This is a genomic window from Ketobacter alkanivorans, from assembly GCF_002863865.1.
GTDB classification, from domain to species: domain Bacteria; phylum Pseudomonadota; class Gammaproteobacteria; order Pseudomonadales; family Ketobacteraceae; genus Ketobacter; species Ketobacter alkanivorans.
On the sequence record NZ_CP022684.1, the window covers coordinates 2,105,406 to 2,131,459 of the forward strand.

General features: G+C 52.9%; 21 protein-coding genes. 12 read left to right on the forward strand and 9 right to left on the reverse strand.

The genetic code is table 11. The annotated features are described in order from the left end of the window. Positions 1-184 precede the first annotated feature (184 nt). A complete protein-coding gene (locus tag Kalk_RS09105; RefSeq protein WP_101893933.1) occupies positions 185-2,254 on the forward strand; it encodes a dehydrogenase in 2,070 nt (689 codons plus the stop codon). 16 nt (positions 2,255-2,270) lie between these two features. Here the strand turns inward: Kalk_RS09105 and ppx are convergent, their stop codons facing one another. After that, positions 2,271-3,782, reverse strand: a complete 1,512-nt coding sequence (gene ppx / locus Kalk_RS09110) for an exopolyphosphatase (protein ID WP_233716857.1) — start codon at positions 3,780-3,782, stop codon at positions 2,271-2,273. Positions 3,783-4,013: 231 nt separating this feature from the next. Between ppx and trxA the strand changes: the two genes are divergently transcribed. The 4 genes from trxA (at position 4,014) to Kalk_RS09130 (ending at position 7,486) form a co-directional block, all read left to right on the forward strand. Continuing rightward, a complete protein-coding gene (trxA, locus tag Kalk_RS09115; RefSeq protein WP_101893934.1) occupies positions 4,014-4,337 on the forward strand; it encodes a thioredoxin TrxA in 324 nt (107 codons plus the stop codon). A gap of 364 nt (positions 4,338-4,701) precedes the next feature. Next, positions 4,702-5,961, forward strand: coding sequence for a transcription termination factor Rho (gene rho, locus Kalk_RS09120; protein ID WP_101896263.1), 1,260 nt, complete (start codon positions 4,702-4,704; stop codon positions 5,959-5,961). A 58-nt stretch (positions 5,962-6,019) separates the two neighbouring features. Beyond that, positions 6,020-7,027 (forward strand): 2Fe-2S iron-sulfur cluster-binding protein, encoded by a 1,008-nt coding sequence (locus Kalk_RS09125; protein ID WP_101893935.1) that lies wholly within the window; start codon positions 6,020-6,022, stop codon positions 7,025-7,027. Between the two features lie 18 nt (positions 7,028-7,045). Then, on the forward strand, positions 7,046-7,486 hold the full coding sequence (locus Kalk_RS09130; RefSeq protein WP_101893936.1) for an OsmC family protein: 441 nt from the start codon (positions 7,046-7,048) through the stop codon (positions 7,484-7,486). A gap of 70 nt (positions 7,487-7,556) precedes the next feature. On the opposite strand, the gene Kalk_RS09135 is transcribed toward Kalk_RS09130, so the two are convergent. The 6 genes from Kalk_RS09135 to Kalk_RS09160 form a co-directional block, all read right to left on the reverse strand. Further along, the gene (locus Kalk_RS09135; protein ID WP_101893937.1) at positions 7,557-8,801 is read right to left on the reverse strand and encodes a heme biosynthesis protein HemY; all 1,245 of its coding nucleotides are present in this window, start codon (positions 8,799-8,801) and stop codon (positions 7,557-7,559) included. Next, the gene (locus Kalk_RS09140) at positions 8,798-10,015 is read right to left on the reverse strand and encodes a uroporphyrinogen-III C-methyltransferase (RefSeq protein WP_101893938.1); all 1,218 of its coding nucleotides are present in this window, start codon (positions 10,013-10,015) and stop codon (positions 8,798-8,800) included. Before Kalk_RS09140 ends, Kalk_RS09135 begins: the two co-directional genes overlap by 4 nt. Before the next feature lie 19 nt (positions 10,016-10,034). Then, complete coding sequence (locus tag Kalk_RS09145) at positions 10,035-10,814, reverse strand: uroporphyrinogen-III synthase (RefSeq protein WP_101893939.1); 780 nt, start codon at positions 10,812-10,814, stop codon at positions 10,035-10,037. Then, positions 10,811-11,746, reverse strand: coding sequence for a hydroxymethylbilane synthase (gene hemC, locus Kalk_RS09150; RefSeq protein ID WP_101893940.1), 936 nt, complete (start codon positions 11,744-11,746; stop codon positions 10,811-10,813). Before hemC ends, Kalk_RS09145 begins: the two co-directional genes overlap by 4 nt. Before the next feature lie 40 nt (positions 11,747-11,786). Next, a complete protein-coding gene (locus Kalk_RS09155; protein ID WP_101896264.1) occupies positions 11,787-12,533 on the reverse strand; it encodes a LytR/AlgR family response regulator transcription factor in 747 nt (248 codons plus the stop codon). A gap of 152 nt (positions 12,534-12,685) precedes the next feature. Continuing rightward, entirely contained in the window at positions 12,686-13,753 is a 1,068-nt protein-coding gene (locus tag Kalk_RS09160) for a sensor histidine kinase (protein WP_101893941.1), read from the reverse strand. Positions 13,754-13,911: 158 nt separating this feature from the next. Here Kalk_RS09160 and argH point away from each other — a divergent pair, with 158 nt between their 5' ends. The 5 genes from argH to Kalk_RS09185 all read left to right on the forward strand — a co-directional run bounded on the left by argH (position 13,912) and on the right by Kalk_RS09185 (position 21,821). Continuing rightward, complete coding sequence (gene argH / locus Kalk_RS09165; RefSeq protein ID WP_101893942.1) at positions 13,912-15,324, forward strand: argininosuccinate lyase; 1,413 nt, start codon at positions 13,912-13,914, stop codon at positions 15,322-15,324. 45 nt (positions 15,325-15,369) lie between these two features. Further along, positions 15,370-17,136, forward strand: a complete 1,767-nt coding sequence (locus Kalk_RS09170; protein ID WP_101893943.1) for an SLC13 family permease — start codon at positions 15,370-15,372, stop codon at positions 17,134-17,136. Positions 17,137-17,373: 237 nt separating this feature from the next. Beyond that, positions 17,374-18,768 carry a serine hydrolase domain-containing protein gene (locus tag Kalk_RS09175; protein ID WP_101893944.1) on the forward strand — a complete coding sequence of 465 codons (1,395 nt, stop codon included), beginning with the start codon at positions 17,374-17,376 and terminating at the stop codon, positions 18,766-18,768. Positions 18,769-18,859: 91 nt separating this feature from the next. After that, the gene (locus tag Kalk_RS09180) at positions 18,860-19,441 is read left to right on the forward strand and encodes a DUF4136 domain-containing protein (RefSeq protein ID WP_101893945.1); all 582 of its coding nucleotides are present in this window, start codon (positions 18,860-18,862) and stop codon (positions 19,439-19,441) included. Between the two features lie 58 nt (positions 19,442-19,499). Next, a complete protein-coding gene (locus Kalk_RS09185; protein ID WP_101893946.1) occupies positions 19,500-21,821 on the forward strand; it encodes a 7TM diverse intracellular signaling domain-containing protein in 2,322 nt (773 codons plus the stop codon). A 3-nt stretch (positions 21,822-21,824) separates the two neighbouring features. Here the strand turns inward: Kalk_RS09185 and Kalk_RS09190 are convergent, their stop codons facing one another. After that, on the reverse strand, positions 21,825-23,384 hold the full coding sequence (locus Kalk_RS09190) for a phospholipase D family protein (protein WP_158643400.1): 1,560 nt from the start codon (positions 23,382-23,384) through the stop codon (positions 21,825-21,827). 71 nt (positions 23,385-23,455) lie between these two features. Here Kalk_RS09190 and mrtJ point away from each other — a divergent pair, with 71 nt between their 5' ends. After that, entirely contained in the window at positions 23,456-23,884 is a 429-nt protein-coding gene (mrtJ, locus tag Kalk_RS09195; RefSeq protein WP_101893949.1) for a JDVT-CTERM system glutamic-type intramembrane protease MrtJ, read from the forward strand. A 290-nt stretch (positions 23,885-24,174) separates the two neighbouring features. Next, positions 24,175-24,663: an Hcp family type VI secretion system effector gene (locus Kalk_RS09200; protein WP_101893950.1), complete on the forward strand. Its 489-nt coding sequence runs from the start codon at positions 24,175-24,177 to the stop codon at positions 24,661-24,663. Between the two features lie 73 nt (positions 24,664-24,736). On the opposite strand, the gene Kalk_RS09205 is transcribed toward Kalk_RS09200, so the two are convergent. Continuing rightward, complete coding sequence (locus Kalk_RS09205) at positions 24,737-25,981, reverse strand: SGNH/GDSL hydrolase family protein (protein ID WP_101893951.1); 1,245 nt, start codon at positions 25,979-25,981, stop codon at positions 24,737-24,739. Between the last annotated feature and the right edge of the window lie 73 nt (positions 25,982-26,054).

The window sequence follows — 26,054 nt, forward strand, 5'->3', positions numbered from 1 at the left end:
CACGTTTTTGTCCATGCGCTCATGATCACAACATCCACCGATCACTGAACCCTACCACTTTTGAAGTCAGTTGATTTAAACGTAACCTAATTTTCTCAGCCACGACAAACATTGATCTGAGTGACACACTAGCAATCCATCTATGGATAGAATCCTCGAAAAGAATTCAAACAGGGAATGCCCAATGAAAACCATCATCAGTATCAGCCTGGAATGCTCAGAACAGGATTATGAGTTCACTGCAGAATTTCTAGGGCAAGAGTTTCACATCAAGCGCATCGGCGTGGACAAGGACACCAAACAAGCTGAGTTGCTGATCAAACAATGGCAGTACAAGGCCGACGCCATCGCGCTGGAAGGCCTGAGGGATCATCAACGGGTCGGCACCTTCGAATTGCAGCAAAAGCTGATCAACCGACTGGAAGGCCTCAGCCAGGACATTCCCATTACCAGCGGCACACGACTGCGGGAAATCCTGCAAGAGTGGTCAGTACGTCACACACAAAACAGCCTGAAAGGCTTCTTCAACAACAGTAACGTACTGATTTTCAGCGGCATGAACCATTATCGTACCGCTCGCGTTCTGACCGAGTTCACCGAAAACCTGCGTTTTGGTGACCCGGTTCTGCAACTGGGTGTACCCAAGTTTCTATCCTCGTTCGAAGCACTGGAACTGTTCGCCAAAGGCAGCCATCAGATTCTGCGCTGGACTCCACCCCACGTGCTTTCTCCCAGCGTGGCCCCCATTAAGGAATGGAATCACTACATCATGCGCAAGGCCATGCATAAGGCCGATGTCGTCGTTGCATTTTATGAAGAGCTGGAACGCTACGGGCTGGAAGAACTGGCAGGAAAAACGGTGATCACAGCGGCTGTCTCAGAGCAGCGCCTGCATCACCTGCAGGAAAAGGGCGTTAATATGGTGCTGGACTATTCACCTCAGCCCTTTAAAGATCAAACCATTAGCATTGTGGTCATGGAAGCCATGATCATGGCGGCTGTCGGCAAGCAGCGCGAACGGGTCACCGATGACGACCTGCTGGAAATCATTACCGATCTGGAGCTGGAGCCGCGCACCCTCTACCCCAACGGCTTTAAACGCACCAGCCGCTTCGCTTTCGTCATTCATCCCTTGTCGCAACAGTATTTTCGTAATGCAAAACCCTTGGATCTGGTATCCAAGGTATCACCGCCTGTGGTCATGAACACACTGGAACGCATCATTGCCTACGCCCCACCATTCATCTACTCGCGGGTTACCGGCATCGCCTCCCCCACCGGTGCAGAAGCCGAAGGCTGGCTGATATCCGTAGGCGGCACCCCCAAAGAGATCATGGCCCACAGCCCGGAATTCACCTATCGCCGCCTGCTGGCAGCCGCAGACATGGCGAAAAAACTGGGTGCCCAGATCATGGGGCTGGGTGCCTTCACCAAAGTAGTGGGGGATGCCGGCATCACCGTGGCTAAACGCGCACCGCTGCCCATTACCACCGGCAACAGCTACAGTGCATCCGGCGCGCTGTGGGCAGCCCATGACGCGGTACACAAACTGGGCTTAGTCCAGATCGGCAGCAGTGGAAAAATGGCAGGCAAAGCCATGATCGTAGGAGCAACCGGCGCCATCGGCTCGGTTTGCGCCCGCCTGCTGGCCAAAGCCGCCGATGAAATCTATCTGGTGGCACCCGAGCCTGCCAAACTGTTAGCCCTGAAAGAAGACATCCAACAGGAAAGCCCAGGAGCCAACGTCCACGTCACCGCCAAAGCCGACAAACACCTGGGCGATATGGACATGATCGTAACCGCCACTTCCGGCGCAGGAAAAAAGATTCTCGACATCATGCAAGTGAAACCCGGCTGCGTCATTACCGACGTTGCCAGACCACTGGACATACCGCCCGAAGATGTCGCTAAACGGCCCGATGTACTGGTGATTGAATCAGGCGAAATCCGCCTCCCCGGCGACGTCCATATGAAGGACATCGGCCTGCCGAAAAACGTGGTATACGCCTGCTTGGCAGAAACCATCGTGCTGGCACTGGAAGGCCGCTACGAGAACTTCACGCTGGGCCGCAACATTGAATGGGAAAAGGTACGTGAGATCTACAAACTGGGCATCAAACACGGCATGCAGCTGGCCTCGATCTCCGGCGTGAATGGCGTGTATTCCGATGAGGACTTGCAAAAGATACGCAGCCTGGCCCTGCAAAAGCGCCCGGAGTTAAAAGCACAACTGACTGCCTCATCTGATCAGTAATCGAGGCAGCAAGGTATCACTCAAACTCCAGCGTGCAATCAATCTTCTTCCAGATATCCTGCTCCTGCTGCAGATCCGCCAACAGCAGGGGCTGCTGGTTGATCCAGTCGGCTTCAAAAGTCAGCTTCACGCTATCACCTGCCACCGCAATGCTAAACGCCGGCAGCGCACCGTCACGACGGGAACGATTGAACACCACCGCCAGACGCATAAGCAGCACCAGCCTGCGCACTTTCTCCAGCAGGTGAGGCAACACATCATCTAACTGAGCGGGCCTGATTTTGCGACGATGACAGGACACCAGCGTTGCCATGATTTTCTGATCCTGACGGGTAAAACCCGGCAGATCCGAGTAGGTAAGCAGATACGCGCCATGTCGGTGAAATCCGGAATGAGATACCACCAGCCCCACCTCATGGCAGAGCGCAGCCCACTTCAACCAGCCCTGACAAAACTCTCCCAGATCCCAATCCTTCTCCACCCGATGAAACAGCTCCATGGCCGTGTTCTGCACACGCTCGGCGTGCGCCTCATCCACACTGTAGCGCTTCATCAGTGCCCGCACTGTTCGTTCCCGCACATCCTCTGCCGCATGCCGACCCAGCATGTCATACAGAATGCCTTCTCGCATGGCCCCATCGGAAAAGCGCGCCTTGGTCACACCCAGCTGCTCATAAATCGCAATCATAATAGCCAGGCCACTGGGCAACACCGAACGCCGATCTGCCTTGATCCCTGCGATATCAATGTCCTCCAAGGTAGCGTAACTGAGCACCTTATCCCGTAACTTATACAAACCATCCAGATCAATGCCATCCTGATACCAGTCATTCTCAATCATGGCGTTCTTGATAGCCTTCACGGTGCCAGATGCACCCACCACAGAATTCCAGCCCAAATCACGATAGCTTCGCTCCAGGGAGGTTAACTCCAACCGCGCCCGAATCACCGCTTTGCGAAAACCCTGCTCCGTAATTTTACCATCTGCAAAATAGCGCTCCCGATAGGACACACACCCCATATGCAAGCTTTCTGTCAGAACAGGATCAAACCCTTTGCCAATAATAAATTCAGTGGAACCACCACCAATATCGAACACCAGGCGATGGCCGTCATCGTGGGCCAGAGAATGCGAGACACCCAAATAGATGAGACGGGCCTCTTCGCGACCGTTCACCACCTCCACCGGACAATTCAGCACCTTGCGAGCCTGGCGCAGAAACTCGTTACCGTTGCTGGCCTTACGCAGTGTATTGGTACCCACACAGCGCACCATTTTGGGGTTAATATCCTGCAGGCACTGGGCAAATCGACGCAGACAGTCCAGGCCTCGTTCCAAAGCCTCCTGATCCAGCGTGTTATCATCCTGCAGACCGGTGGCCAACATGACTTTCTCAGCGATCTTCTGAATGGGGCGCACTTCACCGCATTCGGTGCGGGCAATGACCATGTGAAAGCTGTTGGAGCCCATATCAATGGCGGCCATCTGTGGGGTTTCGGAATCAATCGGATTGGAATTCTGGGTCAAGGCGGGGCATCCACTCTCAGTGCAGCCAAGGTGAAGCTGCAAAAGTTGTAATGATGTCGTAAGCTACATCTCAAGATAATAACACCATAATGTGATGACGACAGCGTGAATTGCCTTACAACCGCGATTGAAACTCCCCATCACGAAACGTACAATCAGGCGATTAAAGCATTACTATAGGGTCCATAGCTGATCGCAACGACGACAGCCATGGCAAAACTGGAGAGACCAATGAGCAACATCGTAAATGTAACTGACGGCACTTTTGACGCTGAGGTACTTCAATCCGACAGCCCGGTGCTAGTGGATTACTGGGCAGAGTGGTGCGGCCCCTGCAAAATGATCGCCCCCATATTGGACGAGATCTCCGGTGAATATGATGGCAAGCTCAAAATTGCCAAATTAAATATTGATGACAACCCCGATACCCCGCCAAAGTATGGTATCCGTGGCATTCCCACCCTGATGCTGTTCAAAAATGGCAACGTAGAAGCCACTAAAGTGGGTGCTTTATCGAAATCGCAATTGACAGCGTTCCTAGACAGTAATATATAATACCCCCTGCCCCGATCTTCACGGGTCGGGGTTCCATTTGTCGTGTTTGTGTCTTCAACTTCTTATTAACAAGCTGAAAGCGCAACGCGGAGAGCAATTCCAAGCATCTCGTCGATTCCTCACCTCTTTCAACCCATAAACAAACGCTGTGAAGAATCGCTCATCAATTAACGTGTTTGATGTCGACATGCTGGACGCCTTGGCAAGCGAGTGCTAGATTGACTTTATTGCTCCTGTTTTTTGGAGCAGCAATTCCTAATTCAAAACGCATGAGTCTCTATAATAGCGCCCGACTCGCCCTGTATCCGCCGGGTCTTGGCTCTCCTTACCTTTAAATAATCAATCAAATATGACCTCCACGGAAATGAATCTCACCGAACTTAAAACAAAACCAATTGCTGAACTTGTTAACGTCGCTACCGAAATGGGCCTGGAAAACATGGCTCGTACTCGAAAACAGGACGTAATCTTCAGCATTCTCAAAAAGCACGCCAAAAGCGGCGAAGACATCTTCGGCGACGGTGTACTGGAAATACTCCAAGATGGTTTTGGCTTCCTCCGCTCCGCCGAGGGTTCTTACCTGGCCGGCCCTGATGACATCTATGTATCTCCAAGCCAAATACGCCGTTTCAATCTGCGCACTGGCGACACCATTTCCGGCAAAATTCGTCCGCCCAAAGAGGGAGAGCGGTATTTTGCGCTGCTGAAGGTCAACGAGATCAATCTTGATCGCCCGGAAAATGCCAAAAACAAAATCCTGTTCGAAAACCTGACGCCACTGTTCCCACAGGAACGTCTGATTATGGAAACAGGCAACGGCAGTACCGAGGACATCACCGCCCGGACCATTGATCTGGTGGCTCCCATCGGTAAAGGCCAACGCGGCTTGATCGTATCGCCCCCCAAGGCCGGTAAGACGCTGATGCTGCAGAATATTGCCCAGTCCATCACACGCAACAGCCCTGATTGTCATCTGATTGTCCTGCTGATCGACGAGCGCCCTGAAGAAGTAACCGAGATGCGCCGCACTGTGCGTGGCGAAGTGGTTGCCAGCACCTTCGATGAGCCGCCTTCACGTCATGTTCAAGTGGCCGAAATGGTATTGGAAAAGGCCAAACGACTGGTTGAGCACAAAAAAGACGTCATTATCCTGCTGGACTCCATCACGCGTCTGGCCCGTGCCTACAACACGGTGATTCCTTCATCGGGTAAAGTATTGACCGGTGGTGTGGATGCCCACGCCCTGGAGCGCCCCAAGCGTTTCTTCGGTGCCGCCCGTAACATCGAGGAAGGCGGAAGCCTGACCATTCTGGCCACTGCGCTGGTGGATACCGGCTCCAAAATGGATGAGGTAATCTTCGAAGAATTCAAAGGTACCGGTAACCAGGAGCTGCATCTGGATCGTCGCATTGCTGAGAAACGGGTATTCCCCGCCATCAACATCAATCGCTCCGGCACCCGTCGCGAAGATCTGCTGACCACCGAAGACGAATTGAAGAAGATGTGGATTCTGCGCAAAATTCTTCACCCAATGGACGAAATCGCTGCCATGGAATTTCTCATCGACAAGATGCGCGATACCAAAACCAACGAAGAGTTCTTCGACTCCATGAAGCGCAAATAGCGTATTCAACATGGCCGGTGCTTAAAACCACCGGCCATGTGTCAATGGCACATCAGACTTGGCACACCAGATCACCTTTCTACCCAGTCAGCTTCGCTGTCTGGTCGATGAATCCGAAACAGTATTGGATGCGGCTACCCGCCAGGGCTTACGCGTACCTCGTGCCTGTGATGCCGGTACCTGCCAACTGTGTGCGGCCAGACTAGTAACAGGCAAGGCCAGACTGAAACACCTGAACAACATTGTGGACGCTTCCGACGGCCCGATTGAACCTGTATTCTGTTGTTTGCTGCTTCCCCTTACCGATTTGCAACTGGAGATAGAGCGCGTGTTAGCACCGGGACAATTACCCACCCACCAAGTCAGCGCCCAAATTACGGACATCCACCAAGCCAGCAAGGACGTCAAGGTGGTGACACTGAGACTGCCGGCAGGCAAAAGAGTGGACTTCTATCCAGGCCAATACCTGCAGGTGGTTTTGGATTCAGAGAATAGCGCAGCCTTCTCCATTGCCAGTGCCCCGCGCAACGATCGCACCCTGGAACTGCATATCCGCGCCACCAACGACAGTGACAGCTACCCACTGCTGGAACGTCGCCTGAAGACCGGCGAAATACTCAAACTAAGCCTGCCCCATGGGGAAACAACCCTGCTCAAAATGCAGCATGCAAAAAAACTGATGATGATCGCTGCCAGTACCGGTTACTCCCAAATCAAGGCCATGCTGGAAGGGCTGACCGCCGCCAACGACCCACGCCCGATAACCGTATACTGGGGGGCCCGCTCTGCTAATGACTTGTATCAGCACGACGCAATGCTCGCCATGTCACAATTACACAGCAATATCACCTACATCCCTGTGGTGTCAGACCACCCGGAATGGCCAGGGCGGAGTGGCTTAGTTCACAAAGCGGTGCTGGATGATCTGCAAGGTAATTTCAGCGACTGGTCTATTATCTGTGGCGGCTCACCGCCCATGGTGTATGCGACTTTTGATGATTTTGTAGCAGCAGGCATGCAACCAGAACAGATGATTTCGGACGTGTTCGATTACGCCCCGCGTTAAAACGGCAAGGAATTTGTCATGAGTGATCACAACCAGTTCAGCATTCGATTGGAATTGATGGAAGACTACCTGTTCAAGATCGATTTTGGTGAATTTGGTGATGTGCTGACGGATGAGCCCCCGCCTCTGGGCAAAGGGGAAGGCCCCAACCCCGCTCGCATGGTTGCCGCTGCCGTTGGCAATTGCCTGTGCGCCAGCTTGCTGTTCGCGCTACGCAAAAAGAAGGATCAGCCTGGCAACATACAGGCCACCGTAACCGGCCAACTGGAGCGCATTGACGGCCGTTGGCGGATCGGCAAACTGGACGTCGTCATGCAGGTGGCAAACCCAGACAGCCTGTCCCATCTGCCATCAGCACTGGAGCAGTTTGAGGATTTTTGTGTGGTGACCCAAAGTATTCGTCAGGGTATTCCGGTGAATGTTACGGTGCAGGATACGGCGGGCAACACTCTGCAATAGCCGGTTGGCTGCTTCAGGATTTAACACCACCGGCACCACATTAGATTTCAGATTGCGCGCCGAAAAATCATCACGGCTCGGGGGAATCCGGCATCGGCAGGTCTGGCAGGCGTTCGGCAATCATCGCCAGCCCGGACTGGAAGTGCTCATTACTGGCTTGGGGCTCCCCCATGTGACTCAGTAATCGGCCTAGCTCACCGTAAGCCTGAGCGCTTTTACGAGATCGCAGGCTGGCTTCAAAATAGCTGCGGGCTTTATCCCAGCTCTTGAGCTGCAGACTGAGCCGCCCCATGGTCAGCAGCAACATTGGATTATTAGGACGCTCCTTGAGCCAGTTTTCGCACCACAGCATCTGTTTTTCCACATCGCCGCCCATGACCTGCCCATAGACCTGCACCAGCCCATCATCCCAGTTTTTGCGCAGCAGGTCAGTGATCACCCGTTCCGCGTCTGCTCCGGCGTCGGCTGCAATCAGGCCCTCTGCGTATATTCTTACCAGGGATGGCTCAGTGTGAAATTTCTTGGGAATCTGGTGCCAGGCATCTTTCAGGTTTTTGCGTTTATCCTGATTCGATTCGCCGCGCACCGCCCTTTTCAACTTGCCTTCGTAGCATAGCCGTGCCAAACGACTGAATTCATCTTCGCTGACCACCTTCTGTTTCTTCATGGCGGGCAATAGTTCCCGCAAGCTTTCCCAGTCTTCCAGCTCCACATACACCTTGGACAGCATTTTGATCACATAAGGATAACTGGGGGATTTGGCATCCCGCGACAGCTTCATCAACGTTGCCAGGCACTCCTCCCAGTGCCCACTTTGATACTGCAGGCGGGCCTTGGTGAGGCTGACCGCCGCATCGGCCCCCTTGGTGGATTCGTGGGCCAATCGCAAATACTGATCCCGTGCGTCATCCTTGCCCTGCTCATGGGCGGCCTGAGCCGCTGTAAGGTAGTTAATCAAGGGGACATCGTTGCCTCGGGCGGCTTTCGCCAAGCGCTTTTCAGCATTGGCCCAGTCACCTTGGGCCAGGGCAATCAAGCCATCGGTGGTGAGCTTATTGCTGCTACTGCGGAACAGGCTCAGACTGGTCAAGCGCCGCACAATGACCACCAGCCAGTACAACAGAACGGCAAACACCACCACCACCAAAATCCCCACCAGCAAACTGGTTTCAAAGGTGTGCTTACCATGGGCCAGCAGAATATAGCCCGGATCTTTTGCCACTGCCTTGAAGAACAGTGCGCCCACAAAACTGCCCATCACCAGAAACATGATGGTTGAGCCCTTGATGCGAATCAGATTGAGTAGCGACCTCACCGAGCGAACTCCTGCTGACCAGTCTCGTTCTGCAACTTCAGGATTTGCTGCTCACGTATGAGCTTTTCTTTGTTCCAATAGTCACGAAATACCCGCACGGCGCGGGATGATTCCTCGAGGGTAGGCATGGGTGGGCGTAGCTGTACAGCGAGCAATTCGCTGATTTCAGCGACAAAGAACTGGGTTTCACCGCTTTGTTGGTGAATGTACATTTCCACTCGCTCACGCGCACCGGTAAGACTGACCCGATAAGCCTGGTTATCCCCCCGCAACAACGCCAACTGAGCCTGCTGCAACAGCATAATGACATTACGGGCCAGGAATTCACGATCTTCTGTAAGGGTGATAGGACGCCCCTTGGGATGTTTCTGATAGTCGTAGAGCGAGGCCAGAAACTTTTTAAAGCGATACCAGAACAACGGCAGACCGTCTTCGGGCAGCACGTCTCCGGCTTGCGCCGTCATGGGCTCCTGCTTCAGCTCAAAACTGGGGATACCCAGCTTCACCACACGGTCACTGAGTGCACTCAGGCGCAGAAATATCCCTTCCACATCGACGCTGGTTTCCGAGGCCAGTTTCAGTTTGTGAATATCTTTGACCATGGCTTCCCGCAGCGTGCGTGCCTTGGGCTCTTGCATGGCACGAACAATATCGTCCGCTTCCGACATCAGTGCCAGCGCACCACGCGCGTCGCCCAGCAATGTCAGGCGCTGCTCCGCCACGGATAAAAAGTGTTCCACCTCTCTCAACATCCAGTCAATTCGGTGAGCGCCGCTGATGGCGGCTATGTCTTTTTCCAGCACCGAAATGCGTGACTGCAACGATTCACGGCTTTGATTGGCGCTTTTGATCGCATCCCGCTCCTGCTTGAGTTGCTGGGTCAGCTGTACCACCTCACCTTGCAGTTTATCCAGGCGGGTTTCGCGGGACTGCATAGCACGGGATACCGCCTCGCGCTCAGACAGCAACACCAACTTATCCTGCTGAGACTGATAGAACTGGTAACCCACAAGCCCGGCCGCCGCCACAGCCAGCAGCAGGCTGAGGGCAAGCACTGTTTTTGCCAGCCAACCCAAACGTGCCGGCACCGAGCTGGCCTTGGACGGCTGTTCAGAGCGCTTGATTTTGTCCTGAACGGACTGGGGAGCAGTGGAAGCGACCACGTCGGTGGACGGTACTGCGTTATGGTTGTCGCCCTGGTTCTGTTCGGTCATGGAGTTCCTGTTTGCCTTATCAATCCCGGTGTTGAATGGCCTTAATGGTTGCAATCATATCAGAGGCGGCGGGGCTGTCTGCCTGCCATACACGCAGGAAACCCTGTTCCCGGGCAAATTGCGCCAGGCGTCCGCTCACAACCACCAGTGGACAGCGTTGCAGACTGGCCACATCCCCCTCCACCATGCTCATGAGATTACGTAATCCATCACCGCTTGTCACGGTGAGAATCACCCTTTCGCCCCTCAGGGCCTGCAACAAGGGAGCTGTATCCACCGTGGGCTTAACCCGCCGATACAACTCAAGATAATCCACGTGCGCACCCCGCTGGCGCAAGGTATCTGCCAGTGTTTCCCTGCCCCCTTCACCCCGCAGGATCAAAATCCGCTGCCCGGTAAGATCCTGCAACTCTGGCCAATCCAGCAGAGTCTCGCTGGTGGCTCCCTGCTGGGCGGTTTTCAGATTCAGTCCCCACCCTGACATGGCCTCACCACTGGCAGGCCCGACCGCCAACCATTGCTGCTGCACCGGCCACTGAGGCCAGTAATCCGACAGTGCATCCAACCCCAGCCGCGCAGCGTTGGAGGAAACACAGATGACAAAGGCGTATCGATCCAGATCCAGTATCAGATTGCGCTGCAACGGGCCGATCTCAATCGGCTCGATCTGCAGCGTCGGCAAACTGATGACTTCGGCCCCAGCCTGCAACAAGGGCTCCCGGAGGGCAGCAGCCTGATCCAGAGGCCGGGTTACCACCACGGTAACGCCGTCGAGACTTGCCGTTAACGACTCGCTCATGGTTCGGACTGATACAACCGATCCAGAATCAGGCGGGCCCCCTGCCGCAGCAGCTCGTCCGCCAGCTCGTGGCCCAGAGCCTCTGCCTGATCGCGAGGGCCACGGACCTCATGACGTACAATTTTGGACCCATCCGGTTCGCCCACCAGCCCGCGCAGCCATATTTGATCGCCTTCGAGCACAGAATAACCGGCAATAGGCACCTGACAACCACCCTCCAGACGATTATTCATGGCCCGTTCCGCCGCCACCCGCGTGGTGGTGTCTGCGTGCTTCAAACACTGCAGCAATTCAATGGTATGGGCATCATCCAGACGACATTCAATACCTACCGCGCCTTGCCCCACCGCTGGCAGGCTTTCCTCGGCAGGCATGGCGCGACGAATGCGCTCATCAAAACCCAGACGCTTCAAACCGGCCGCAGCCAGAATAATGGCATCAAACTGGCCATCATCCAGCTTGGCCAGGCGAGAATTAACATTACCCCGCAAGTCGACAATTTTAAGGTCCGGACGCCGCTCACGCACCTGGGCCTGACGGCGCAGGCTGCAGGTGCCCAGCACCGCCCCCTGAGGCAAGTCGTCTATGGATTCATAATGATTGGAAACAAAAGCATCGCGGGGATCTTCCCGCTCACAGATCACCACCAGACCAAGTCCTGGTGGAAACTCCACCGGAACATCTTTCATGGAGTGCACGGCGATGTCGGCACGCTGCTCCAGCATGGCGACTTCCAGCTCTTTAACAAACAGGCCTTTGCCCCCCACTTTGGCCAGCGGCGTGTCGAGAATCACATCACCGCGGGTTTTCATACCCAACAGCTCAACCCGAAGGCCGGGGTGGGCCTGCTCCAGTTTGGATTTAACATATTCGGCCTGCCACAGGGCCAGGGGGCTTTGTCGGGTGGCGATACGTAATACGTTGTCTGTCATAGGGTTCTGCCTCAATATCTATGGCAGCAACCCTATCACATCAGAGCCTTTGAAGCAGCTTCTTCACCGCCGAGGCATGGCGCCGACTGACGGTCAAACGCTCGGCTATACCCTGTATTCTAAGCTGATATTGGCTGCCCTTATGCTCCATTCCCTCAACGTAGTCCAGCGCCACCAGTGCATTGCGATGGATGCGAAAAAAGCGCTCGCCAAATTCGGTTTCCAGATCCTTCAGGGTTTCATCCAGCAAGGTCTCGCCCTGACTATGGCGCACGGTGACGTACTTTTGATCGGCAAGAAAATAACGCACATCCGCCACCGGGATCAGCTCGATGCCGCGACGGCTGCGGGCACTGATGTATTCCCGCTCACTGCTGTCAGGGTCATGCTCTTCGCCCAGCTCTTTGCGCACGGCACTCATCTGCGCCTTATTGATACGGCTGGCTTTGCTGAGGGCACCTTCCAGGTCTTCCTGGCGCACGGGTTTCAGCAGGTAATCCACCGCATTCACTTTGAAGGCTTCAATGGCATGCTCATCGTAGGCAGTACAGAATATTATCGCAGGGGGGTTGTCACCATCACTGAGGCGGGAGGCCGCCTGCAAGCCGTCCATACCGGGCATACGGATGTCCAGCAGAATCAGTTCAGGATGCACTCGGGGGACCATCTCCAGCAGCTCTTGGCCATTTTCGGCCTCCCCGACACACAGGGTTGCTGGGATTTTCTCCAACATTCGTCGCATACGGTCACGAGCCAGGGGCTCGTCATCACATATCAACACTCGAATCATCGGACCACACTTCTCTTATTGTTCTCTTATTTTGGGTGCACGAATCAGGTGAGCTTTTCGTCATATTGATAACCTTAGCATGGATCCGGAGCCAAAATAGAGCACCAATTCAACCTTTTTGGATACTCTGTATACTTATGCGGCCAGATTCAACCTGTTTTAACCGGATAAGGGTACGACAACCGGGTGATATACCGACTACCTTCGGCATACCCGGTCAGTTTGGCGCGATCACCGTACAGGGCCGCCAACCGGTTGCGGGTATTCTCCAGGGCCATCCGGTTGCCGCCGGATTCCACATCAGCCCCCTTTTCCACAAAAGGATTGGTGATCGTCAGCTCAAACACCCCATGGGAGTAACTGGCGCGAATCTCCACGATCCCCCCTTGCGGCAACGGCTGCACCCCATGCAATACCGCGTTTTCCAGCAGAGGCTGTAAGGTGAGCAACGGAATCATCACCTCTTTAGGTACAGAGCGAATATCCCATTGCACATCCAGGCGCTTACCCAGGCGCAGCTTTTCGATATTGAGATACTTATTGCACAGTTCGAACTCCTCATCCAACGGCACCTGATTGCCCACATGGTGAAGGCTGGCCCGAAACAAGGCAGAAAGATCCTCCACCACCGTTTCAGCAGTGCGAGGATCGGTTTCAATCAAGCTGGCAATGATATTCATGCTATTGAACAAAAAGTGCGGCCGAATACGAGACTGCAATGCCTGTATACGGTGCAGCAATTCTGACTGCCGACGGGCAATCAGCATGGCCTGCAGGTAAAAATAGCGAATCACCAGACCACCAATGATGGCGGCAATCACCACATGCGTCAGCACAGAATTGGAGAATACGATCGCCAGCAGTGAGCCTTGCGGGTTGAAACTGAACCATACCTGACTGAGCACGCTCATCAGCCAGGTATTAGCAGGGATCAGCAGGTAGCTTAGCAATACCGCCCGCTGCTGCGGCAGGCTGCGCAGATAGCCCCTCAGCTTACAAAGAATCGCCGCACTGGACAGTGCCACCCACTGCACAAACAGCGACACCAGCCCCAACTGCATCCAATCGAATGCCATTAAACTGCTGCCAACCAGCACAATCACCAGAGAAAACAGCTCGGCAATCAGCACCAGAAAGAACACCGATTGACGATCGCAAAGATCCGGCAGAAAGAAGTTTTCCTCCTGCTCCTGTTGAGTCATGCTCGGTCTGCTCATTACCCGGGCGGTCCTTATGGCTGGTGATGGTTTGTGTGTAACTGCGTGATATACTCGCGGCTTCGAATTTCTGGGGCAGCGCCTAATACAACACCTGCCCTTCAGTATACGCCAAACTCGATTTGGCAGAGCGTAATTTACCGGTAACAGGATTCTCCATGTCTGACTCTTCCAAAAACAAACCTGCCCAGAATATCCAGTGGGGCGGCCGCTTCACCGAAGCCACCGACGCCTTCGTACAGGTCTTCACCGCCTCCGTGGACTTCGATCAGAAAATGGCCGAGCAGGATATCAACGGTTCCATCGCGCACGCCACCATGCTGGCAGAAGTCGGCGTACTGACCCAGGAAGAGAAAACCACCATCATCGAGGGGCTGGAAGCCATCCGCCTGGAGATCCGCAATGGCGAATTCGAATGGTCGGTGGCGCTGGAAGACGTGCACATGAACATCGAAGCGCGCCTCACCCAGCGCATCGGCATCACCGGCAAGAAACTGCACACTGGTCGCTCCCGTAACGATCAGGTAGCCACCGACATCCGCCTATACCTGCGCGACGCCATTGACGCGATTCTCTGCGAACTCACCCGCCTGCAAACCGGGTTGGTGGATCTGGCCGAGCGGGAAGCGGACACCATCATGCCCGGCTTCACCCATTTGCAAACCGCACAACCGGTAACCTTTGGCCACCACATTCTGGCCTGGAACGAAATGCTGTTCCGTGATTATGAGCGCCTGGTGGATTGTCGCAAACGGGTTAACCGCATGCCTCTGGGTTCTGCTGCGCTGGCGGGCACCACCTACCCCATCGACCGCTCCATTACCGCCAGACTGCTGGGTTTTGATGAAATCTGCGAGAACTCACTGGATGGCGTCAGCGATCGTGATTTCGCCATTGAATTCTGCTCTGCCGCAGCGCTGGCCATGACCCATATGTCCCGCTTCTCCGAGGAACTGGTGCTGTGGGCGTCCGCCCAGTTTGATTTCGTGGATCTGCCGGATCGTTTCTGCACCGGCTCCTCCATCATGCCGCAAAAGAAAAACCCCGATGTACCCGAACTGGTACGGGGCAAGACCGGCCGGGTTAATGGCCACCTGATCTCGTTGCTGACTCTGATGAAATCCCAGTGCCTGGCCTATAACAAAGACAATCAGGAAGATAAAGAACCCCTGTTCGACACGGTGGACACCCTGTTCAACTGCCTGCGCGCCTATGCCGACATGATGCCTGCTATTCAGGTTAAGAAAGACAACATGCGCGAAGCGGCCCGCCGAGGTTTTTCAACAGCCACCGATCTGGCGGATTATTTAGTGAAAAAAGGCGTAGCCTTCCGCGACTCTCACGAAATCGTGGGTAAAGCCGTTGGCTACGGCGTGGCACAGAAAAAGGATCTGGCGGAGATGTCGTTGCAGGAACTGCAACAGTTCAGCGACATAATCACCGACGATGTATTCCAAGTGCTGACCCTGGAAGGTTCCGTGAACGCCCGCAATCATCTGGGTGGCACCGCGCCAGCTCAGGTGCGTGCCGCAGCAAGCCGGGCACGCGCAAAAATCAGCGCCCGTGGCTAAACCTTAACTAAGCTGCACCCTCTAACGTCGGAGACACATACAATTATGGGTTGGGAAGCGTGGTTCACTATCGGGCTGTTGGCCGCCGTCCTTATCACCCTGCTGCGCACCGATCTCGCTCCCCATTTGGTGATGATGGCCGCTTTGACCGTACTCAGTCTAAGCGGCATTCTCTCTGCCAATGAAGCGCTTGATGGCTTCAGCAACCCCGGCCTGATGACCGTTGCCGCCATGTTCGTCATCGCTGCCGGCATGCAGGGTTCCGGAGCCATCCACAGCATTGAGAACAAAATGCTGGGCCACCCCAAATCCCTTACTACCGCCATCCTGCGCTTGTGTGCTCCCACCATCATGCTGAGCGCCTTCCTGAACAACACGCCCGTGGTGGCCACACTGATTCCCACGGTGCGCAGCTGGGCGGCCAAAATCGACATCCCCGCGTCCAAATTATTGATACCCCTCAGCTACGCCTCGATCCTGGGCGGCACCATGACGCTGATTGGCACCAGCACCAACCTTATCGTCAGCAGCCAATACGCCGAACTCACCGGTGACAACTCCCTTGGCCTGTTTAGCATATCGCCGGTGGGCGTACCGGTTGCGCTGTGCGGCTTGATACTGTTGATTTGGGTTGTGCCGCGCTTTTTGCCTGCTCACAAACAACGGCAAGCCTTCGCCAAACTGCGCGAATTCACCCTCGATGTCACCGTAGCATCGGCAGGGCCATTAGAAGGCAAGACTATTTCAGAAGCCGGACTGCGCAACCTGAAACGGGTGTTTCTGGCAGAAATAGAACGGGACGGCAGCCTGCTTGCGGCAGTTTCGCCATTGGAAAAGCTAAGAGGCGGGGATCGCCTCACCTTTGCCGGTGACACCGATGCCCTGTCAGACCTGCTGGCCATTCGCGGCATCGTGCCTTCCAATCACCAGGACGAAACCCCTCTGGAATCCGATCGCCCGGAACGCTCTCTGGTGGAAGCGGTGCTATCGCCCCATTCTGCCGTGCTGGGTCTCAGCATCAAAGACAGCCAGTTCCGCGACCGCTACGGTGCCGTGGTGCTGGCAGTGGCCCGCAACGGCGAACGGGTGTCACAAAACCTGGGGGCCATCACACTGCGAGCAGGTGACACGCTGCTGCTGGAAGCACGCCCCAACTTTGCCCGCCAACAGCGTCACAACCGTGACTTCCTGCTGGTCAATGATTTAGAGCGGGAATCCGTACGCCACAACAAAGCACTGCTGGCTTGGGCAATACTGGCTGCGGTCGTGATCAGCGTCGCAATTGGGTTTGCCTCCATTCTGAACGCTGCATTGGTTGGAGCCGGTGCCATGATCGGGCTGCGCTGCTGCTCCATCACCCAGGCGCACCGCAGCCTGGATCTTACCGTATTGATCACCATTGGTGCCTCCTTTGCGCTGGGTGCAGCCCTACACAAAACCGGTGCAGCAGAGCTGCTGGCCCAATTGATGATCTCCATTAGCGCGGGTAACCCGCTGCTACTGCTCATTACGCTGTATATTGTGGTTTCGTTACTCACGGAGTTCATTACCAACAACAGTACCGCCATACTGATGCTGCCAATTGCCCTGCAGATCACCACGCACATGCAACTGGATCCAATACCCTACATGCTGACGATCATGATGGCGGCATCGGCCAGTTTCGCCACGCCGTTGGGTTATCACACCAACCTGATGGTGTATGGCCCCGGCAACTATACCTTCAAGGATTTTCTTAAGGTGGGCCTGCCCATGAACCTGTTCATTGGGCTGGCCACCACTACGGTGATTGCACTGCTGTACGATCTGTAAAGTTAATACATTCGTGTAACGATTACCTTGGCCACCGGCCCAGACCAGGCGCAAGCACCCCCAACTCAAAAAATTCATGGCTTCAGTACGGCCCCCAGCAATCAATGGGGTAAACGTAATGCCTTTTATCACGTGATCAGATGCTCATACTGGCCGTTTGTTAAAGGTGCAAAGGTGTGCAATCAATCAGAATTGGCACTAAAATGGTGATTATCTGATTCCAATAATAAGAACAATATGAAAAATCCATTGAAAACCGCCGTAGTGCTATTGATCCTGCCACTGACTGCATGCGACCTGCTGGATGACTTGCCCATAGGCAAGGGCTACTCCGCCAAACACTTATGCTCCTTTATATTCACCAGCGGCCTGGATGAAAGCCTGGTAAGGGATACCTTTATTGCCCCTAAAGTGCAGCCCTTGCCCTGGATATGGGATATTCGTATAGATCATAGTGATTATTCGGTGAACGTAAGAGACGTTATTTTCGGTGATGGCAAAGGCAGCGCCACAGCCATATATCGAGAGGGCAAAGGCTGCACCCTGCTGATAGATCAAAATTTGAACGACGTAGACGGAATCCCCTTTCAATCCATCACGCCGCCTGAGCTGAGTGACTCTGAACCATGGCCCTATGGTGCAGCAGGGGCGCTCAGCAACGTCAGTGATATCAATTACAGCCAACTTCAAAACGCAATCGACAATGCCTTTATAGAACCGGAAGACGAGACCGTCCTGACCACCGCTGTCTTGGTGGCCTACGATGGTCAAATGATTGCAGAGCGTTATGACTTAGGGGCCAATGAACATACCCGACTGCCTGGCTGGTCCATGACCAAATCCATCACCGGCACGCTCGCAGGCATACTGGTCAGTGAAGGCAAGATAAAACTGGACGACCCAGCCCCCATACCTGACTGGCATGGCACCGACAAGCATCACATCACTCTACGCCATCTGCTGCATATGTCATCGGGACTGGAAGTGAATGAAGATTACAGCGGTTTCTCTGACGTTACCCAAATGCTGTATAAAGAAAGCAATCAGTACGCCTACGCCATCAACCAACCCGTCGTAACACCGCCCTATACCGAGTTTAAATATTCCACTGCTGAAACCAACCGCCTGGCAGCCGCGATTCAGGCACTGACCGGCAACACCCAACAGGATGTTTATGCTTTCTACGAAAAGCATTTTTTCCACGCCATTGATATTACCAGCGCACTGATTGAATTTGACGCAACGGGCCACTTTGTAGGTGGCGCCTACGGCTACATGACAGCGCGAGACTGGGCCCGTATCGGCCAGCTGTATTTACAGAAGGGCAAATGGAAGCACAAACAAATTCTTACCGAAGATTGGGTGAAGTTTGCTACCACACCCTCCCCCGTGGCAGATGACTACGGCGCCCAGCTTTGGCTCAACACTAATGGCAATCGCTGGAAGAATGTGCCCAGTGATGCCTACGCTCTCGTCGGCCACCAGGGCCAGCGGGTTGTTATTGTTCCTTCGCTGAAACTGGTAGTGGTGCGCACCGGCGTAACCGAAGACCGCGACCTGCAAAACCGGGTAATGTCGGAGCTGTTGGATGGAATCATTGCCGCTCTGCCCGAATCACTGGATTCCGACTGACATCGACTGAAATCACTATTGCGGGCCGAGCCTTGAAATTTCCTGGCCAACCAACGATGATGGTTGCGACGTTTCTCTGCGAGTATTATGCATGCCCATGTTAAAACTGACATTATTGATTGCCGCATTAGCTCTGAGCGCGTGCAGCACCAGCTTCAGGGTCAGCACGGATTACGACGAGCAATTCAGTTTTAATAACAAAACCAGCTATGCCTTAATTACACCGGAAGCCATACAAACCACTCGCAACGACCTGTTAAAGGGCCGCATTGAGAACGCACTACAAAAACAACTGGCACTGAAAGGCTTCACGCAAGTAGACAAAGCCAGCGCAGACATCTGGATCAGTTACTTCGCCACTACCGAGAAGCAACAAGACATTCGTACCTACCAACGCTATAACAGCTTTTACGGCTACGCACGTTGCTATCGCTGCTATTATCCGGCCCCCGTGGCCAGCACAGAGGTGCAGGTTGTGGACTACACCGAAGCCAGCCTGATCATCGATTTTATTGATCCAGCCAGCAACACACTTAAATGGCGCGGATCTACCAGCAGCAAAGTCACCACCGCTTCGGCAGATAGCATGACCGTGGCCGAGCGCACTGAAAAGATCGATCGCGCCGTTTCTGCAATTCTACAGCAATACCCACCGGGTAACCCTTCACCCTGATCGCCCTGATCTATACTGGAATGAATCCAATCACAACATATGGAAGTCCGGTTAGCCTATGGACAGGCGGAAGCTCCGTGCGAGGCACACCATCCTTCTGTTTTTGCTACTGTTTTGCAGCAACAGTAAGGCCATCATATCGCTCTACGACAGCTCACCTGTATTAGATATCGGTGATAAAATCGAGTTTTTGGCAGACCCATCTGGCCAACTGAGCTTCGATCAGATACGAGCATCCAAACAATTCACCCCCTCCCAGAGCGCGCGCCCATCATTTGGATTCAGCTCATCGGTTTATTGGGTACGATTTCGCATAGCCAACCTAAGCAGCACAAAAGACTGGCTGCTCCAAGTACGCTATGCCCCTCTGGATTACATTGACTTCTTTAGCCCTTCGCTGGATCAGCCCGGAGCCTTTAATCAGTATCGCGGTGGCGATTTAGTGCCTCCACCCAGTGGTAGGCGCAAGCAAACCTATACACAGTTCCCATTACTGCCCAACGACAAGGTACACACCTACTATCTGCGCATTAAAACCCAAAGCTCTATCATCCTTAATCTGAAAGTCATGACGCAGGATGCCCTGCAGGAACGTTCCATAAACGAGCAGTACTTCCAAGGTGCCTATTTTGGGGTTATGAGCGTCATGGCACTTTATAATTTCTTCGTGTTTCTGGTCATACGCGATCGGAGCTATCTTTACTACACCGGTTTTATTGCCAGTACCGCTGTTTTCCAGATTGCATTACATGGATATGCCGCCGTTCACTTCTGGCCTCACAGCATCTGGTGGAACAACGTCAGCAACCTCTTTGCCGCCTGCCTGTCCGTTGGGTTTTGTGGCAAATTTGCCCAAAATTTCATTCAACTTCACAAATATCATCGCCCCCTTAATCAGGCCTTAGGCATCCTTTCCCTGCTTTGCTTTTTGATTGGCGGCTTGAGTCTATTTATCAACTACCAGCTGATCGTGATGCTCATCTCCGTGATAGGCTTTCTCGTCGTCACCACCAGCATGCTGGCCGCCGCATACGCGCTGAAACAAGGCTCTCGCCCCGCTGGTTTTTACCTCCTGGCCTGGCTCATATTATTGCTGTTATCACTCGTTCATATACTGGTGATCGTCGGCATACTTCCCACCCTGCCAATTCTGGAAAATTCGGTTCAAATCGGGGGAACGCTGGAGGCAATACTGCTCTCTATGGGGCTTGCAGATCGCGTAAACACCCTGCAAAAAAAAGCACTGCACATCTCCGAAAATGCCAACAAAATGAAAGACGATTTCATGTCGACCATCACACATGAACTGCTAACACCGGTCAACGGTATCAAGCTGAGCCTTGAGCTGTTAAAGCAGAATATCGATAAGCCCTCCGACCGCCAGCTTCTAAAAACCGCTGAAAACTCCAGCACCCACCTTATGAACCTCATTGAATCCATGTTCAATTTTGTGGAGCTAAGGCGTGGCAACATCAAATTGATACAGGAGCCCGTAGATTTAAAATGGATACTGACCAGTATTTATGACTATTTCGTTTCGGTGAACGATAACCAGAGCCTGCACTTTCATCTGAACTGGGATGATAGCCTGCCCGACTTCATCCTGACAGACGAGAGAAAGATCACGACGATGGCGGTAGAACTGATAAAAAACGCGTACGCATTCACTCAACAAGGCCACATCAGTATTTCAGCCAGGAAAGTTATCGGTTCCCAGCCTAAATTCCAAATCAGCATACAAGACACTGGGCGAGGCATTAGCAAAGAAAAACTAAAACATCTGTTCGAAGCCTTCGATCAAGAAGACAATTCCAACCTGAGACAACATAACGGGCTAGGCATTGGGCTCGCCGTGACCCGCGATATCTTAACGCTGATGGGCGGATTTCTGGACATACAGTCAGAGCAAGACAAAGGCACCACAGCAACCATCACCTTGCCCCTGACTGAATGCAATAACACCAAACCCAAACTGAGCCCTTTACGCAACCAGCACCAACAGTCACATCACCCCAAGCACAAAATTCTGGTAGTAGAAGACAACCCGGTTAACTCGAAACTGCTGTGCCAAGTACTGCAAAACGCGCACTACATCGCGGTCGCCGTAGGCAATGGCAAAGAGGCGTTAGAACAACTGGATAATGACCCGGATTTCAGCGCAGTGTTGATGGATTGTCAGATGCCGGTTATGGATGGCTTTCAGGCAACGCGCATCATCCGCCGACATCATCGCCATAACAACATCCCGGTGATAGCGATTACTGCCAATATTTCCGCAGAAGATCGCGACCACTGCCTGGAAAGTGGAATGAGTGATGTCCTCACCAAGCCCGTTCGCAAAGACCACATAGAAGCCATACTACTCAAATGGCTAAGCTAAGCCTTACAACTGCGACTCGATTGGAAACAGCCCAATACACCACACGGCAAACCTGCGCCACGCCGACACCATTGGCTCAGAATCATATTGAATAGCGGCACCACCCTGCCATGCGGTCCATATAATGTCGCCCTCTTGATCCAGTGACAGCTTATAGGCTTTATCCTTTGCCGAAAGCAGGATCTGCTTATGAGCCGAATCGGTGAATTCAGAACTGTGTAAAATCACCCCAATTTCGGTATTAATCAGCAATGATCTGGGATCCAGGTTCATCGACCCCACAAACGTGGTACGTCGATCCAGAAAAAAGGCCTTGGCATGCAAACTTGCCTGGGCTGAACTGCCAATAAACGCCGATTTATCATGCTCTGCAGACTCGGACTTTTTGTTAGGGTCAGGCCGCATCTCATATATCACCACACCCGATTTAAGCAGATCCTTGCGATATTTCGCATAACCGCTGTGTACCGCACCAACATCCGTAGCGGCCAATGAATTGGTAACGATGGTTACCTGTATCCCTTTGTCGACAAGGCCCTGAAGAAACTGAACTCCATCCTTACCTGGCACAAAATAGGGCGAAACCAACAGTAACTCTTGGGACAAATCGCCAAACACCTGGGATAACTGCGTACTCAGAAGCAAGTCGTCTGCAGGCTCATCTGCCAGCGCCTTGGATGGATGATCGTAAAGCACGCTGGCTTCGCCCCAGAACCACTCCTGAACCCCAAGGGTTTTTACCAGATCCGCACTGAGCAAGCGCCCAGCATATTCCGACTGCTTTGCAGCCTCGATATACAAAGCCCCATCCTGACGTGCCTGTATCATTTCCGCTTCAGTAAATTGATGAGAAGAAAGCAAACTCACGGGATAGCTGGTTTCATGATTCCAATACAGGTCAAACCCATCAGACACCTGCTCTACGACCGGGCCGATTACGGCCAAATCCAGATCAGCAAATACCACATCACTATTGGCTTCGAAATACTCATTGCCAATATTACGCCCGCCAACAATCGAAACCGTGTTATCTGCAGTGAGCGACTTATTGTGCATGCGGCGATTAACCCGACCGAACTCGGTCATCATCGACCATATTCGCCACTCGCGATCAGACAGGGGGTTAAACAACCTGATTTCAATATTGGGGTGCCCATCCATTAACAATAAAGATTCATCCCCTAGCGGAGACCCCATATCGTCCAGCAAGAGCCGCACCCGAACGCCTCGATCAGCCGCTTCCAACAACGACCAGGCCAGCATTCTGCCCGCCTTATCGCTATGCCAAATATAGTACTGAAGATCGAGGGTTTTCTGCGCCGAATTCACCAGGGCTAACCGGGCAACCAAGGCGTCCAACCCTGAAGACAGGGGATAGGCCCCGCTCTTGCCTGCGTGCGGCTTAACCAACGGGGCCATCTGGCCTGCCAAGTCGGTATCGCTTACGTCCTTCTGCTTGTAGCTCGAACCAACCTGCGCCCGATCAGGAAGGCTTTGACATGCTGCCAGCCCCAAAACCATAAATATCACCCTTGTAAAGGATCGAACAACTCCGACACGCATACCCTCTCCTGGATTGGTAGCAACGCATTCCATCACTGGTTTTGCACCCTGAGACGCTTTAAACTTCCAGCATGAATTACAATAATAAACTACTTTGGGCAGCCATACTGGTCGCCCCGGCCATTACCCTGACGTTCTGGCTGTTGGCAGGTACGCCTTACGAGCTCCCCCTGCCAACCAAAACCAGAACTCTTTTATTGGTCATATTACTCGTACCTCTGTGTGAGGAAATCGTATTTCGTGGATTATTGCAGAATGAACTAGCGAGCTATGAGCGATTACGACAAACCGTGCTGGGATTATCCTGGGACAACCTCATCACCAGCACATTGTTCACACTGGTTCATGTTCTTTATTTCTCCAGTGCTTGGGTGGTTCTAATTCAGATCCCGGCCCTGATCACAGGATTCTTCTACAGCCGCCATCGGCGATTGATATACCCTATTCTGCTTCACGCCTGGTATAACACCAACGGCTTGGTGGCCTACAGCCTACTCTAACCTGCTTGCAATCGATCCCAGCAACTTCGACAAGCCCCTCCCCCGCCCTCTTTCTGCAAGCACTTCCGGTTCTGAGAAGTGACACGATCAAGGTGACATGTCAGTCGGCCCTCACACAGGCCTTTTCTTGACTGTTCTAGCGGGCAAATGCAATAAGAATATTTTTTCTCAGCAAAATCATATAGTTAAATAGTTGGCACAGGTTTTGATATAACACTATCAACACCAGATAGTTTGGTGACCAATACTCAATAACGAAATCATCTCTTTTATCATTCAGGAGCAACACCATGGCTATTTACATGAACTTCAACAACAAAAAGATCAAAGGCAACGTAACCGCAGCCGGTTATGAAGACTGGATCGAACTGGATTCTTTCAACCTGGGTACCGGCCGCGGTATCAGCATGGAAGTGGGCAACATGGCCAACCGCGAAGCCACCCGCCCTTCTCTCAGCGAAGTATCCGTTGGCAAAATGATGGACAACGCTTCTGGCGGCCTGTTTAAAGAGTCACTCACCGGCGTTGAAGGCGTTGTGGTTCAAATTCACATCGTGCAGACCGGTGCCAAGCAAGTAGAAAAGTTCGCCGCCTATGAATTAACAGACGTACTGATCAGCTCGTACAGCGTCAGCGGCAGTGGCGGCAGCGCCCCTCACGAAAGCCTGAGCCTCAGCTACTCCAAAATCGTAGCGGATCTGCAAGGCGCAGACAAAACCAACAAAAATGGCCAGAACATGAAAGTGGGTTATGACCTGACTACCGGCAAACCTCAGTAAGCATCGGCGTAAAGAAGATATTGAAACACACTACAGTTTGACCGGCTGGGCATCACCCAGCCGGTTTTTCAGCTTAAAGCGGATAGTGCGCGCGCACAAAGGCAGCAACGCCTCCTTGCCCACTCAAACCTTCACCAATAATTTTATGAGCGTGCGTGGTGGGATGCAGGCGATCCCAAAACACAAAGCTGTCTGCATCGGTACAGTGGGGCCTGCGGGCGTGATCCATCAGATAATTAGCTGACGACTGATTATTCAACTCCAAACAGGATTCCGTAACATTGCTTTTTCCATAAGCAGCAGGGTTATTCAGCATCGCATCTACCTGGGATTTTACATCGTATAGATGCAAATTCACGTTGATATTCTGCGCTGCATACTGAGTCTTCAACTCACTGACCAAAGCTACCAACCCGCTGTTAAGCTCTAAAATCTGCGATCGGATCGTGTCTGCATCATCGCGCTCGGAATTGGAATCAACAAATACAGGCGCGCGATCAAATGCCGGCAAGTTCAGTACCAGTATGTTTCTTGCGCCGGAGTCAATCAACTTAATCAAAGCAGCCCGTTCATTGGCCAGTATAGATGCCACGCTGCGCTCATAGTTCACCAAATCGTTACCACCAATGAACATGGTAAACAGCGACTTTTCAGGTTGGTAGTTAGGTGCGCTTTGCATGTATCCCAAATACGAATCCACTTGACCTTCCAGCCCCGGAATCACCAAATAATCATCTGCAGCGGCACCGGCTACCGCCCAATTGTAGTTGGGTATATTCAAATTATCGGCAAGATACTCGTTCCACACCCTACCATTGGTAAAATGCCCCAAAAACCACGAACCATGGTAAGGCATCAGCTGTTGGGTACCGCTGTAAAGATTTTGATTATCTGAAGCGCTATCACCGAATACGATCAACTTGCTGATCCCATTGGGTTGCGATGCACTGAGGTCATTGCTCCAAATGGTGTAGTTCAAACTGGCAGAGGTCGAACCAGCGGCCATCCACATCAATGGCTGAGTTACACCTTTTTTAGTGAATGCGTTCTGGCAGTATGTTTTCAACGTAGACTGAGGCAAATCAGTGTAAAACATATTCGCAGGATCATTCATGATCGCATTGTTCCACCATTGCCCCTTTATAGTTGTAGGAAAAAAACTGCTGGAGGACTTCAATCCCCATTCGTAATCAAAATCCGTATTCGTGGTATCCGTACTGGCCTTGTAAAAACATCGTAAGAACGTCGTGTCGGCAAACGCTTCCGTAGCGCTGAAAGAAAGCAGGCAAAACACCCCTGCACTGATTGACTTATACATAAAAACTCCTGATTGTGTGTGCGTATCAGGAGTAAACTATCACGACAAAAAATAAGCGGTTACAACGAAAGTA